The sequence below is a fragment of the Mycobacterium sp. AZCC_0083 genome (assembly GCF_014202335.1).
Lineage (GTDB): Bacteria > Actinomycetota > Actinomycetes > Mycobacteriales > Mycobacteriaceae > Mycobacterium.
In genome coordinates this window covers 641,693-654,453 of record NZ_JACHGP010000001.1, presented here as the reverse complement: position 1 = coordinate 654,453, position 12,761 = coordinate 641,693, and the positions used below count along the sequence as shown (strand labels likewise).

At 66.8% G+C, this 12,761-nt stretch carries 13 protein-coding genes; 3 read left to right on the top strand and 10 right to left on the bottom strand.

Annotated elements, in window-relative coordinates; translation table 11 throughout:
• Positions 1–8: 8 nt before the first annotated feature.
• On the bottom strand, positions 9–1,739 hold the full coding sequence (locus HNP02_RS03150) for an ABC transporter ATP-binding protein (RefSeq protein ID WP_309241387.1): 1,731 nt from the start codon (positions 1,737–1,739) through the stop codon (positions 9–11).
• Positions 1,736–1,984 (bottom strand): MbtH family NRPS accessory protein, encoded by a 249-nt coding sequence (locus HNP02_RS03145; RefSeq protein ID WP_184434560.1) that lies wholly within the window; start codon positions 1,982–1,984, stop codon positions 1,736–1,738. The genes HNP02_RS03150 and HNP02_RS03145 overlap by 4 nt, the downstream gene beginning before the upstream one ends.
• Positions 1,985–2,164: 180 nt before the next feature.
• On the opposite strand from HNP02_RS03145, the gene HNP02_RS03140 reads away from it, so the two are divergent.
• Positions 2,165–3,106 (top strand): methionyl-tRNA formyltransferase, encoded by a 942-nt coding sequence (locus tag HNP02_RS03140; RefSeq protein ID WP_184435085.1) that lies wholly within the window; start codon positions 2,165–2,167, stop codon positions 3,104–3,106.
• Positions 3,107–3,109: 3 nt separating this feature from the next.
• Here the strand turns inward: HNP02_RS03140 and HNP02_RS03135 are convergent, their stop codons facing one another.
• Entirely contained in the window at positions 3,110–4,447 is a 1,338-nt protein-coding gene (locus HNP02_RS03135) for a PLP-dependent aminotransferase family protein (protein ID WP_184434543.1), read from the bottom strand.
• Between the two features lie 71 nt (positions 4,448–4,518).
• On the opposite strand from HNP02_RS03135, the gene HNP02_RS03130 reads away from it, so the two are divergent.
• Positions 4,519–5,151 carry a DJ-1/PfpI family protein gene (locus HNP02_RS03130; RefSeq protein WP_309241386.1) on the top strand — a complete coding sequence of 211 codons (633 nt, stop codon included), beginning with the start codon at positions 4,519–4,521 and terminating at the stop codon, positions 5,149–5,151.
• Positions 5,152–5,160: 9 nt separating this feature from the next.
• Here the strand turns inward: HNP02_RS03130 and HNP02_RS03125 are convergent, their stop codons facing one another.
• From HNP02_RS03125 to HNP02_RS03110, 4 genes are read right to left on the bottom strand one after another with little or no spacing between them, the layout of a single operon-like run.
• Positions 5,161–6,003, bottom strand: coding sequence for an ABC transporter ATP-binding protein (locus HNP02_RS03125; RefSeq protein ID WP_184434540.1), 843 nt, complete (start codon positions 6,001–6,003; stop codon positions 5,161–5,163).
• Positions 6,000–7,061, bottom strand: coding sequence for a FecCD family ABC transporter permease (locus tag HNP02_RS03120; RefSeq protein ID WP_375373634.1), 1,062 nt, complete (start codon positions 7,059–7,061; stop codon positions 6,000–6,002). The genes HNP02_RS03125 and HNP02_RS03120 overlap by 4 nt, the downstream gene beginning before the upstream one ends.
• 2 nt (positions 7,062–7,063) lie before the next feature.
• Positions 7,064–8,125, bottom strand: a complete 1,062-nt coding sequence (locus HNP02_RS03115) for an iron chelate uptake ABC transporter family permease subunit (RefSeq protein ID WP_184434537.1) — start codon at positions 8,123–8,125, stop codon at positions 7,064–7,066.
• Positions 8,126–8,131: 6 nt separating this feature from the next.
• Entirely contained in the window at positions 8,132–9,010 is an 879-nt protein-coding gene (locus HNP02_RS03110) for a siderophore-interacting protein (RefSeq protein ID WP_184434534.1), read from the bottom strand.
• Positions 9,011–9,123: 113 nt separating this feature from the next.
• Between HNP02_RS03110 and HNP02_RS03105 the strand changes: the two genes are divergently transcribed.
• On the top strand, positions 9,124–9,957 hold the full coding sequence (locus HNP02_RS03105) for an alpha/beta fold hydrolase (protein WP_184434531.1): 834 nt from the start codon (positions 9,124–9,126) through the stop codon (positions 9,955–9,957).
• 38 nt (positions 9,958–9,995) lie between these two features.
• Here the strand turns inward: HNP02_RS03105 and HNP02_RS03100 are convergent, their stop codons facing one another.
• Genes HNP02_RS03100 through HNP02_RS03090 form a run of 3 tightly spaced genes read right to left on the bottom strand, consistent with a single transcriptional unit; the run spans position 9,996 to position 12,751 of the window.
• Positions 9,996–10,667, bottom strand: coding sequence for a TetR/AcrR family transcriptional regulator (locus tag HNP02_RS03100; protein WP_184434528.1), 672 nt, complete (start codon positions 10,665–10,667; stop codon positions 9,996–9,998).
• A 24-nt stretch (positions 10,668–10,691) separates the two neighbouring features.
• Positions 10,692–11,921, bottom strand: coding sequence for a CaiB/BaiF CoA-transferase family protein (locus tag HNP02_RS03095; RefSeq protein ID WP_184434525.1), 1,230 nt, complete (start codon positions 11,919–11,921; stop codon positions 10,692–10,694).
• 44 nt (positions 11,922–11,965) lie between these two features.
• A complete protein-coding gene (locus HNP02_RS03090; protein ID WP_184434522.1) occupies positions 11,966–12,751 on the bottom strand; it encodes a FadR/GntR family transcriptional regulator in 786 nt (261 codons plus the stop codon).
• Positions 12,752–12,761: the final 10 nt, after the last annotated feature.

Genomic DNA, 12,761 nt, shown 5'->3' with positions numbered 1-12,761 from the left:
CTCGCTCATCACCGGGCGACTGCCGAGCGGTATCCGCTGTGCCCATCGGCCAATTCGCTGTGTGAGCCCTGCGCCTCGATCCGCCCGCTGCTGACGAGTACCACCCGATCGGCGGCGGCGAGTAGCGCGGGACTGCTGGTGAGCACGATCGTCGTCCGCTTGCCGTTGCCCCGCAGCCGGCGGATGCCGTCGGCGATGGCCTGTTCGGTGACGGCGTCGACGGAGGTGGTCGGGTCGTGCAGGACGAGTACGTCGGGGTCGGCGGCGAGCGCCCTGGCCAGGGTCCAGCGTTGCCGTTGCCCGCCCGAGAGGCTGGCGCCGCGCTCGACGACTGGGTGCTCCAGCCCGTCGGGGTGTAGCTCGACGACGTCGGTGGCGCAGGACGCTTGCAGTGCGACTCGTATCGCCGCGGGATCGGCGGTCCCCGACACGGAGAGGTTGGACTCGAGGGTGCCGCTGAACAGATCGCCGTTGTGGTGCTCGACCAGTAGACAGGACCGCCGTTGGCCCAGCGGGATCTGTCCGATCCTGCGGCCACCGACGCGTACGGTGCCTGCGTCCGTAGACCTGACGTACCCCGACAGCAGATCGATGAACGCCCCGGCGTCACGCGCATCGGGGGTCAGCACGGCGACGAATTCGCCTGGCTCGACGTCCAGAGCCAATCCGTGCAGGCTCGCGTGCACGGCGTCGCGGACCGTCAGACCCCTCGGGTCGACGTCAGCGGGCGCGGGCAGCGCGGCTTCGAATCGGTGGCGGGCGGGCGAATCCAGCACCTTCGCAACCCGGTTGGCCGAGCCACGGGATTCGGCAACCTCGCTGGGGGCAACGGCCAGCAGCGCGAACGGCTCGGCGAGAAACTGCGCCAACCCGATCACGGTGATCAACTGACCGATCGACAGATCGCCGCGAAGCGCGAAGTACGTCGCCGCGACCGCAACCGCCATCGCGGCCAGTGCACCGGCAGCCGCGGCCGCGCCGGCGTGCACGCTCTGGATCCGGGCCGCCCGCAGTGCAGCGGTCAGCGATCGGCGGCTCGCGACGCGGTAGCGGGCGGAGGCATTGCGCTGCGCGCCGATGCCCTGCAGTGGGCGGTGTCCGCTGATCAGATCGGTGGCCAGCGCGGTGGCCCTGCCGATTTCGGCCTGCTGGTGTTCGACCCGGTCGGCGATGATGGGAGCGGTCAGCTGCAGCCCGGCGACCACGATCGGCACGCCGATCAGCACCATCAGGCCAAGCGGCAGATCGATGCTCAGCAGGAGCGCCCCGCACGCGATGGTCGCGACGATCGCTCCGGCGATGCGGGCCAGATAGTCGATCAGGTAGCCGGTTTCCTCGGCGTCGCCCGACGAGATCGACAGGAGTTCGCCGACCTTGTAGTCGGTGTGGATCCCCATGGGATCGAGAATCTTGGCGCTGAGTTCGACGCGCAGCAGATGCGATTCGCGGGCGATGGCGAACATCAGCAGTCTGGCGCCGAAGCGGTACACCAGCGTGAGCACTCCGAACAGCGCGGCGAGCACCGCGATCCACTCGACGATGGCGCTGACGCTGCCGGTTGCGACAGCCTTGTCGACGATGATGCCGATCAGTACGGGGACCGCCACCTCGCAGAGTTGGTGCACCGAGATCAACGCGGTTCCCGGAATCAACCAGCGCAGGTTTCGCGTCAACGTACGGCGCAGTACCGATGCGCCGGTCCAGTGAATCGAGTTGTCTGCCTGGGCCTCAGAGCTCACTTGTTCGAGGTAGCGTCGGCGGCAGCGCCGCTCATGTGTTCCCTGAGCGAGCGGGGACGCATGTCGGTCCAGTTCTCGTCCACATAGCGCAATGCGCTGTCGCGATCGGTGCCGTCGGGCCCGCCGAACTGCACCGTCCAGCCTGCCGGGACGCCGGTGAACGTCGGCCAGAGCGAGTACTGCTCCTCGTCGTTGACGAGCACCAGAAAACGGCCGTCCTGATCGTCAAACGGATTGTTGGACAAAGCGCTCCTCCCATACCTTCAACCGTCATCGTGTTCGTGCGGACGCCTGGACGTGTGGACATCTGGACCGTCGTGGGGCGTCGTGCGCGGCGTGGGCTTGGTACCCACCGCGGTTAGCAGGCATGCTATCAAAGGTTAGGCTAACCATTGTTGGGTAGCCATTCGGAATCGGAGGTCTTCGTGCGGGTCGTCATGCTCGGGTATCAGACGTGGGGACATCGCACGCTTGCGGCGTTGCTGAAATCTCGCCACGAAGTATGCATGGTCACCACGCATCCGGCGAGTGACCATGAGTACGAATCGATTTGGGCCGATTCAGTCGAAGACCTGGCACGCACCGAGGGCATCGAGGTGTTCCTGGCCAAGCGTCCAACACCGGAGTTGATCGAACGGGTGGCCGCCGTGGCGCCCGATGTGATGGTGGCCAACAACTGGCGCACCCGGTTGCCGGAGGACCTGTTCACCATCCCGACTCACGGCACTTTGAACCTGCACGATTCTTTGCTGCCCAAGTTCACCGGGTTCTCGCCGGTGATCTGGTCGCTGATCAGTGGCGCCAGCCAGACCGGGCTGACCGCGCACATGATGGACGCCGAACTGGACACCGGCGACGTGCTGGTGCAGCGCGCCGTCGACATCACGGCGACCAGTACCGGTACCAGCCTGGTGCTGGCCACCCTCGACCTCGTTCCCGAGGTGCTCACCGAGGCGTTGGATCAGTTGGAGTTCGGCACCGCGGTCGCAGTACCGCAGGACCTCAGTCAGCGCACCTTCTTCCACAAGCGCTCGGACCGCGACAGCGTGGTGGACTGGGCGTGGCCCGCGGCCGGCATCGAACGCTTCGTGCGCGCGCTGTCCGATCCATATCCGAACGCCTACACCTACTTTCGCGGCCAACGGCTGCGGCTGATCGCATCGCACGTGTCGCGGTGCAATTACGGTGGGACGCCAGGACGTGTCTTCATCGAAGAGGATGGCGGCATGGTGATCGTGGCCGGGGCCGACGCCTTCCGGGGACAGTCGCCAGGACTGGTGCTCGACGTGGTCCGCACCGACGACGGCATCGACCACGACGCGCTGGCCTTCTTCGGGCACGGTGGCGGATACCTGGGCGCCCTTTGATTGTTAGAGGTAGGCGTGCGCATCGACGACCCGGCTGACGGTGCCGAGCGCCTCGCGCAGGGTGCTCAGGTCGGTGGAGCCGAGGGCCAGTCGGATCGCGTGCGGCACGTGCGCAGAGGCGGCGAACGGTTCGGCGGTGGATACCGAGACGTGTTCGGCCATCAGTGCAGACGCGATCTGGTCGGCACGGACCCTCTCGGGTAGGGGAAGCCAGAGGAAGTACGACGACGGATGGCCGACGTGCGGAAAGTCCGCTAACACGTCACGGGCGATGGCCTGCCTCGTTCGCGCGTCGTTGCGCTTCTCGGTCTCCAACCGGGTGACGGTGCCGTCGTCGAGCCACCGGCACGCGATCGCCGTCATCACCGCAGGCGTGTTCCACGTGGTGGCGCGGATGGTGCGCTCGATGGCAGGCACCAACGTGGTTGGGGCCACGATGAATCCGAAGCGCAACCCGGTCGCCACGCTCTTGGACAGGCCGGAGACGTAGACGGTCGTCTCCGGTGCGAGCGTCACCAGCGGAGGCGGTGGCTTCTCGGCAAGGAAGGCGTACGCGGCGTCCTCGATGATGAGAAGTCCATGTTTGCGCGCGATTCCAACCAATCGCTCGCGGTGGCTCTCCGTCGTGACCCATCCCAGTGGGTTGTGCAACGTCGGCATCGCATACAGGGCACGCATCCGCCGCGTCGCACAAAGGTGTTCTAGCGCATCGAGATCGGGCTCGTCTCCTGCCGAGGGAAGTGCTGCGAGTTCCAGGCGGAGCGTTTGGGCGAGCACCTTGAATCCCGGGTAGGTCAAGGCGTCGACGGCGACGACGTCTCCTGGTTGCAGCGTCGCCATCGCGGTGGCGGCCAAGCCGTGCTGGGCTCCGCTGACGAGCAGTATCTGATCGGACCCGGCACGTACCCCGCGTTGCCTGAGATGGCGAGCTACTGCGGCTCGTTCGTGCCTGCGCCCGGCATGTGGCTGGTAGCGGAGCAGGGCTTCGAGGTCACCTGCCGACGCGAGCTCGCGCAGCGCCTGACGCAGCATGTCGGCCTGACCGGGCAGCGACGGATAGTTGAAGGTCAGATCTACCACGTCGGCGGCAGCCACCTGCTGGTCGATACCGTGGGCAGGGGATACCGCCGTCTCGCGAACGAAGGTGCCGCGGCCGCGTTCCCCACTGATCAGCCCCATGGCTTCGAGCTCGGCATAGACCCTCGACGCGGTCACCAGGGCGAGACCTTCACGCGCAGCGAGCTGCCTGTGCGTCGGCAACCGCGTGCCCGACGGCAGCCGTCCGGCGCGGATGTCGGACGCCAACGCATCCACGACACCCTTGTAGCGGGAGGCAACCATGCGCCAATTGTATGCATGACAATTCTTTGATTGTCACAGGAGCGGCAATCTACGATGTGGATTCACCGACCGTGAAGGACGATCCCATGCACATCGCCATCCTGACCTTCGAGGGCTACAACGAACTCGACTCGCTGATCGCCCTCGGCGTTCTCAACCGGGTACAGAAGTCGGACTGGCGTGTGTCGATCGCGACCCCAACGCCGAAAGTCCGCTCCATGAACGGCGTGGTCATCGAGTCCATGGCCACCCTCGAGGAGGCCAGCGCCGCGGACGCGGTGATCGTCGGCAGCGGCCGGATGACCCGCGAGGTCGTTGCCGACCCGGAGCTGATGGCGCGGTTGCAACTCGATCCGTCCCGGCAGTTGTTGGGCGCCCAGTGTTCTGGAACGTTGGTGCTTGCCAAGCTCGGACTCCTCGACGGCGTACCCGCGTGCACCGATGTGACCACCAAGCCGTGGGTCCAAGCGGCAGGCGTCGAGGTGGTCAACCAACCGCTGTTCGCCAAGGGCAACGTCGCCACCGCTGGCGGCTGCCTGGCGTCGCACTATCTCGCGGCCTGGATGATCGCCCGCCTGGAGGGTGTCGAAGCGGCCGAGAGCGCGCTCGACTACGTGGCTCCGGTGGGGGAGAAGGAAGACTACGTCGCGCGCGCGATGCGCAACATCTCCCCGTACCTACACGCGGACCTCGCCACGGCCTGACTGTCGAGTTCAGGTCCGCGCGCGGACGTGCGGCGACGCGCGCGGTACCACCAACGGCGTCCCGGTCTGCGGATCGTCGATGATCTGGCACTTCAGGCCGTAGACGGCCTCGACCAGCTCCTCGGTGATCACTGACTTCGGATCGCCTTGCGCGACAATGCTTCCGGACTTCATCGCAATGATCTGGTCGGCGTAGCGGCAGGCGTGGTTGAGGTCGTGCAGCACCGCGACCACGGTGCGGTCCTGTTCGCGGTTGAGCATGGCGAACAGGTCGAGCAGTTCCACCTGATGGGCGATGTCGAGGTAGGTCGTCGGCTCGTCGAGCAGCACCAGCGGAGTCTGCTGGGCGAGCACCATGGCCACCCAGACCCGTTGGCGCTGACCGCCGGACAGCTCGTCGACCAGCCGGCCGGACAGTTCGCTCACCCCGGTGCAGCGCATGGCCCCGGCGACGGCCTCGTCGTCGCTGCGGGACCACTGGCGCAACACCTTCTGATGCGGGAACCGGCCACGCGACACCAGATCGGCCACGGTGATGCCTTCGGGCGCGATCGACGTCTGGGGGAGCAGCCCCAGCCGGCGAGCCACCTCCTTGGTGTGCAGGCTGCCGATGTCGTGCCCATCGAGGATGACTTGTCCCCCAGACGGTTTCAGGAGTCGGGCGAAGCCGCGCAGCAGCGTGGACTTGCCGCACGCGTTCGGTCCGACGATGGCGGTGATGCGGCCGTCGAGCACCTCGACCGACAGGTTGGCGATGACGGCGGTGTCCCCGTAGCCGATGGAGAGGTGATCGGCGCTGAGGCGTGAGTCGCGTTGTCCTGTCACGGGATGACCACTTTCTGCTGACGTCATCGTTGGCGCGCCTGTGAGATGAGCAGGTAGATCAGGTAGGCGCCGCCAAGCGAAACGGTGACCGTGCCGACGGGGAGCTCGCTGCCACTGAACACCTGCTGCGCGATGACGTCGCTGACCAGCAGCAGCACCGCTCCCATCACCGCCGACGGCACCAGGCCGACACCGGGGCTGGCAGTGAGCCGCCTGGCGATCTGCGGCGCCGCCAGCGCGACGAAGGAGATCGGTCCTGCCGCACCGCAGGCAAGGGCCACCAGACCGACGCCGACGACGAGATAGGCCAGCCGGGCGCGGTCGGGCCGAACGCCCAATGCGCCTGCGGCGTCGTCACCCATCTGCAGCACGGGCAGCTGCGGTCCCATGGCGACCAGAATGGCGGCCATGACGACCAGGCAGACCGTCATGGGCAGCACCTGCGACCAGCTCTGCCCACTGAGGGTGCCCTGTTGCCACACCGATGCGGTGACGGCGGTGTGGAAGTCGATCTTGATGATGATCCACTGGTTCACCGAGTTCACCACCGCGCTGACCGCGATGCCGACGACGATGAGCCGAAAGCCCGCCAGCCCGTTGCGGTAGGACAGTGCGTAGACGAGGACCGCGGTGACAAGGCCGCCGATCAGCGCGCCCGTGGCCACTGCGTAGTAACCGCCGCCGATCCCGGCGATGACGATCAGCGCTCCGGTGTAGGCACCCGAGGTGACGCCGATGATGTCTGGGCTGCCAAGCGCATTGCGGGTCAGCGCCTGGAAGATGGCGCCCGAGATGCCGAGGGCGGCGCCGATCAGCAGCGCCATCAGCATGCGGGGCATCCGCCATTCCAGGACGACCACCCGGTCGAACGAGGTGTTGCTTCCGGTCAGGACGCCGAGTACGTCGGCCGGTGCGACGGTGTACTTGCCGAGGCCGACCGCGACGACCGCGATGACGAAGGCGCCGACCAAGAGCGCCGCGACGACGATGATCGCGCGCCAGGACGCTCGAGCCGACGCGTTGCCGATCCGGATCACGCACTGGCGTCGGCCGAATGTCACTCCGGCCGTGTCGTTCTGGGTGATCGTCACGAGCGGTCTGCCCCCCGCTTGCGGATCAACCAGATCAGCACCGGCGCGCCGAGGAACGCGGTGACGATGCCGGCAGGCAGCTCGGCGGGTCGGATGATGACTCGTCCCACGATGTCGGCCGCCAACAGCAGAGCCGGTGCGACGGCGGTGGCGTACGCGAGGATCCAGCGCCAGTCCGGGCCGGTGAATCTCCGCACCGCATGCGGCACCATCAGGCCGACGAAGCCGATCGGGCCCGCGCCAGCGGTCGCCGCGCCCGCAAGCAGGGTGACGGCGATAAGGCTGAGGATCTGGGTGCGGGCGACGTTGCCGCCCATGCTCTTTGCCAGGTCATCGCCAAGGGCAGTGACGTTGAGCGAGCGGCCGACGACCAGGCACAGCACCGCGCCGACGGCGATGAACGGCGCGATCGCGGCGGCCACCTCGAGTGGGCGAGCGTCGAGCGCGCCCGCGTCCCAGAACCGCATGTTGTTGAAGGCCTGCGGGTTGCGGAGCCGGACCGCGTAGCCGACGCCATCCATCACCGCGCCGATCGCCACGCCTGCGAGCAACACGCGGACCGGGGTGACGGTGCCTCGGCCGGTCATGCCGACCAGGTAGACCAGCAGCATCGCGAACAGCGCGCCCGCGAAGGCGAACCAGATGTAGGTCCAGATGCCAGTCATGCCGAGGAAGGCGACCGCGGAGACGACGAACAACGCTGCGCCGGAATTGATCCCGAGGATCTCGGAGTCGGCGAGTGGATTGCGGCCAACGGCCTGGATCAACGTCCCCGACAGGCCGAGGGCCAGCCCGACGAGCAGGGCGAGCACGGTTCGCGGGATCCGCAGGTCGTGCACGATCCACTGATCCCCGACGTCGTGGTAGTCGGTGACGGCCTGCCACACCGTCGGCAGCGAGACGTTCTCGGTGCCGATGGCAAGGCTGGCGACGCACGTCAGGGCCAACAGCGCCACGGCGCCGAGCAGCCCGACGACCCGGCTGCGTTGTGTGAGTTGCGCGGGCGGCTCCACCGGAGATGAAGTCGGCGAAGGGGCCGATGGTGTAGGGGCGGTCATGGTCGTCTAGAGGCCGGCTCGTTCGAGCGCCTCGTCGAACTCCTCGTCGGCGACTCTCTCGCCCTTGCCGTCGGCGAGGGCGCGTTCCCAGACCGCGACGACGTCGTCCTGGACGAGGGCGAACTTGGCGTCCCAGGTCTCGGAATCGAACCGCCAGTAACCGGTGACGTCGAGTTGTTCGACCGTCCACCCGTTGCCGCGGAAGTACTTTCGCACGGCGCGGGATTCGGCGGCCTCCGCGGCGAACCAGCAGTAGCCGCGGCCCTCGGGCAGCGTCAGCTCGCGGACCAGACGAGCGAGCCGGCTTGGGGCGTGGCCGTTTCCAGTGCCGACGCTCGAGACGACGGTGACGTCCGGATGCGTCGGCAGGTACTCCAGATCCTCGGGGTCGGCGGCCTCGACGACGACGGTGACGGGCACACCGCCTGGCAATTCGGAGATGATGCGGGCCGCGGCGGGCAGCCCGGACAGATCGGTGACCAGCAGCTGCCAATCGCTCGCCGGCTCTGGCCGATACCAGGACCTGGCGTGGTCGAGCCCGACCCGGTCGCCTGGACCGGTGGAGCTGGCCCACGCGGTTCCAGGCCCGCGGGCGTGCAGGATGACGTCGAGGTCGATCCGGTCACCGTCATGGGTTCGAACGGTGTAGTTGCGACCCTCGGATCCCGACTCGGGGTCGACGTAACGGCCGCCGTCGGCGCCGGTCACGGTCGGCGGCCCGGTGCGTTCGCCGTCGGGGCCGACGATGGGGAAGTAGACACCGACTGCGGAGTCGCCGCCCGGCTTGACCTCGAGCAATTCGGGGTCGTCGACCTTCAGCGTGATACGCCGTAGGCGGGGGGTCAGCTGAATCGTCTCGATGACGGTCGCATACGAGAAGCTCATCGAACGTTAGGCTACCCTAAGCAACTTCGTGTCGGCCGGCGGGCATAGTTTTCTGGTCAAAGGTCGAGGCGTACGTCGCCCCCGGGAGAGGACCATCAACATGAGCCAGCGCGATGAGTGAACGCATCCGCGAGTTCGCGAACGACGGTTACACGTTCCCGGTGAGGGACGAGGGGCCGATCGGCGGTGAGATCGTGGTTCTCCTGCACGGGTTTCCGCAGACCTCGAAGTCGTGGGACGCGGTGACGCCGGGTCTGCACGAGGCCGGCTACCGCACCTTGGTCTTCGACCAGCGCGGATACACCCCGACTGCCCGTCCGCGGGGTCGCTTCGCGTACCGGATCAGCGCACTCGTCGGCGACGTCGCCGCACTCGTTGCCGCCGTGGGGTCGCCTGTGCATCTGGTCGGTCACGACTGGGGCGCCATCGTCGCGTGGGCGACTGCTGCAGGGCGCCCCGAACTCCTGAGGACTCTCACCGCGGTGTCCGTGCCTCACTCGAGGGCGTATTTGCGGTCCCTGCTCAGCAGCACTCAGGCGCTGAAGTCGTACTACATGGCCATGTTCCAGATTCCGTGGCTGGCCGACACCGTGCTGCGCCGCTTCCCGAAGCAAACCGACCGATTGCTCGCCAACAGCGGAATGGATGCCGAAGCCCTGCGCCAGGTGCACACCGACGTCATCGAAAGCGGTGCGTTGACCCCGGCCATCAACTGGTATCGGGCGATGCCCTTCAGTTCCACGAGGTACCTCCAAAGGGTCTCGGTACCAACCACATACGTGTGGAGCACCGATGACATCGCACTCGGCCGCCGGTGTGCAGAGCTATGCGAGCGCTACGTCACCGGCCCCTACCGGTTCGAGGTCGTCGACGGCTCGCACTGGATCCCCGAGGACCATCCAGACCTCGTACGGGACCTGATCGTGGATCGCATCAAGGCAGGCTAAGCAACTACGTCAGTGCGCCAACCGGTTCGGCGGCAACGTCACTCGGTGCGGTCGCGGCGTAGTTGGTCGGCGAGGTTGCTCAGCGCCTCGATCGCCACACCGACTGCGTTCTCGACCTCCATGGTTCGGGAGACGTGTTCGCCGCTCGACCCGTCGGACGCAGCGAGCCCTGGGATGACGAAGTGCCGAAAGCGCCGCCGTACTTCGTCTTCGGATCGGTCGATCTCCTCCGCCGCGAGGTAGGACTGTTCCACCAGGAAGTCGACCATCTCGCCAATCTCGAGATCAGTGCGTACCTGCCCACTGCGCTGGCCCTCGTCCAGCACGGGGCCGATCGATTCCACGGCAACCTGATGCACGCGGGGGTCGTGTACCGACTCGGAGTGCTGAGCGATCAGTGCAGCGATCGACGGGTCGGACGGCAATTCGCGGGCCGTGTACACCAACGCTGCCTCCAGCTTGGCGAAGACACCGGTCTTGGTTGCCATCACCGCTTCGACCGCCGTCATGTGTCGACGTGCCCGCAGCAACGCGACCTGCAACAGCATCTCCGAGACACTGCCGAGTTGGCGGAACGCGGTCGCCCGTGAGACACCCGCGATCTTGGCGACCACTTCCATCTGCACCGCATTGTGACCGCGTGACGTGATCTCGGCGTCTGCTGCCTTGATCAACCGGTCCTTGACGGTGTCATCATCACCGGAGGTCATGTCGGCGGCCCCATGTTGCCGACATTACGTGATGACACCGGCGATCTTCAGCTCGATGAGGCGGTCGTCGTCGACGCCGAGTTCGCGTAGCACCTCGTCGGTGTGCTCGGCGAACTGCGGGGCCCGCTCCAGTGCCGACGGATCGTCGTCGAACTTGACAGGACTGGCCACCAGTTGCTGCGAATTGCCCTCGGCATCAACGATGTTGGCGATCCGGCCATTGGCGGTCAACGCTTCGTCGTGCGCGATCTCCCAAGCATCCTGCACCGGCGCCCACTGTCCGGTGCCGCGGCTCAACACCGTCTTGCACTCGGCGAACGTCAACTTGGCGATGGCGTCGTGGACGATGCCGTACGCAATGTCGGCGTGCTCGGCCATCGCGGCGAGTGATTCGAACCGAGGGTCCTCGGCGTACTGATCGAGTCCCATCAACCGGCAGAACTCCGGCCAGTACCGGGTGGGCTGCAACATCGACAGTTGGACGAACCTGCCGTCGGCGGTGCGGTACGCACCGGTCAGCGGATTGCCGGGGGCTTGGGTTCGGCGCTCCACCTTGGGCAGTGGCCCGCCCATCAGCATCGCCATGTTGACACTGAACTGGGTGGTCCAGGCGCCCACGGCGAGCAGCGAAACGTCGAGCACCGACGGTTCCCCTGTGACGTGCCGCCCGTAGAGTGCCGCCGCCACGCCGCCTGCGATGGTCATGCCGCCGATGTTGTCCCCATATGCGCCAGCGGGCATGAACGCCGATTGTGTGGCATCGGGCGGGTTGAGTCCGTCGGCGCTGCCACCGCGCGCCCAGAACGCCGTTGCGTCGTACGCGCCCGCGTCGCGGTCGGAACCGTTCATGCCGAAGCCGCTGCCCGCCACGTAGATGATGTCGGGGTTGACGCGGCGAACGTCGTCGACGTCGATACTCAGCTTCGCCCGTGCCGATGGCAGATAGTTGGTGAGGAACACGTCGCTTCGGTGGACCAGCTCGTCGAACAGCGGCCGTCCCTCCGCGTTGTCGAGTGCCAGTCCCACGCTGCGCTTTCCGCGGTTGGGGGCTTCCATGATCGGTGCGAAGGAGGACCCCGGCTTGGAGGCAGCCGCACCAAGGACCTTGACCAAGCCGCGCTGCGCGTCGCCAGTGACGGGATGCTCGATCTTGACGACCTCCGCACCCCAGTCGGCGAGCACGGCACCTGCCGACGGTACGAAGGTGAACTGCGCCACCTCGAGCACGCGAACTCCGTTGAGCGGCTTGCGCATCAGACCTCCCAGACCTGCTTGCTCGTCGACACACTGCCTCCAGTTCAGTACATGATGTCGCGGACTTTGGTTTTCTCGTATCCCTTGAGCAGCGCAGCGCTGGCAATCTCCATGTGCCTGCGCCAGTGGGCCTCGGCCTCAGCGCCCTTGCCATCTGACACCAGATCGGCGAGGTGGCGGTAGGATCGAATCAGCTTGGTGTACTGCGCCTTCGGCGCCCCATTCTGGTCTCGCAGGATTGCCGCGGAGGTGTGCTTCACGGCGATCTCGTGCAGCATCCCGGCGATCAACGCCAGGGTGGCATTGCCCGACAACTCGACCATGCGACGGTGCAGGTTGGCGGAGGCTTGTGCCAGCCTGCCGGCTTCCCAGGCTTGGGGGATCTCTTCTACGAGTTGGCGCAGCTCCGCGTGCGCTCCCTCGCTGCCTTCATCGGCCAACAACCGGGCAGCATGCGGCTCGATGGCGATGCGCGCCGTCATCACGTCGCCGAGTGTCGTGCCCGAGATGGCCAGAACCAGTGCGGCCGGTCGGGCTACCACTTCCGGGCCGGGCACCCGTACCTTCGCACCGGTCCGCGAACCGCGTCGCACCTCGACGAGACGGTCGGACTCCAGCACGCGCACCGCTTCTCGCAGGGTTGGTCTGCTGACCTGGAAGTGGGCCATCAGGTCGGGCTCGTACGGCAGGAAGTCGCCGTCCTTCAACTGCCCGTCGACGACCATGCGCCGCAACGTCTGCGCTACCAGCTCCGCGGTCTTGGGGGACCGGACTGCGCCAGAAGTTGGCTCCGGCGCGACCATCGGCGCGAGGGATTCCTGGCGGGCCACTACGACCTCC

Coding starts and splice junctions, on each gene's coding strand:
- HNP02_RS03135 (WP_184434543.1), bottom strand. CDS start 4,447: ATGGTTGCCTCCCGCTACAAGGGTGTCGTGGATGCGTTGGCGTCCGAC.
- HNP02_RS03125 (WP_184434540.1), bottom strand. CDS start 6,003: ATGACGTCAGCAGAAAGTGGTCATCCCGTGACAGGACAACGCGACTCA.
- HNP02_RS03115 (WP_184434537.1), bottom strand. CDS start 8,125: ATGACCGCCCCTACACCATCGGCCCCTTCGCCGACTTCATCTCCGGTG.
- HNP02_RS03110 (WP_184434534.1), bottom strand. CDS start 9,010: ATGAGCTTCTCGTATGCGACCGTCATCGAGACGATTCAGCTGACCCCC.
- HNP02_RS03105 (WP_184434531.1), top strand. CDS start 9,124: ATGAGTGAACGCATCCGCGAGTTCGCGAACGACGGTTACACGTTCCCG.
- HNP02_RS03100 (WP_184434528.1), bottom strand. CDS start 10,667: ATGACCTCCGGTGATGATGACACCGTCAAGGACCGGTTGATCAAGGCA.
- HNP02_RS03095 (WP_184434525.1), bottom strand. CDS start 11,921: ATGCGCAAGCCGCTCAACGGAGTTCGCGTGCTCGAGGTGGCGCAGTTC.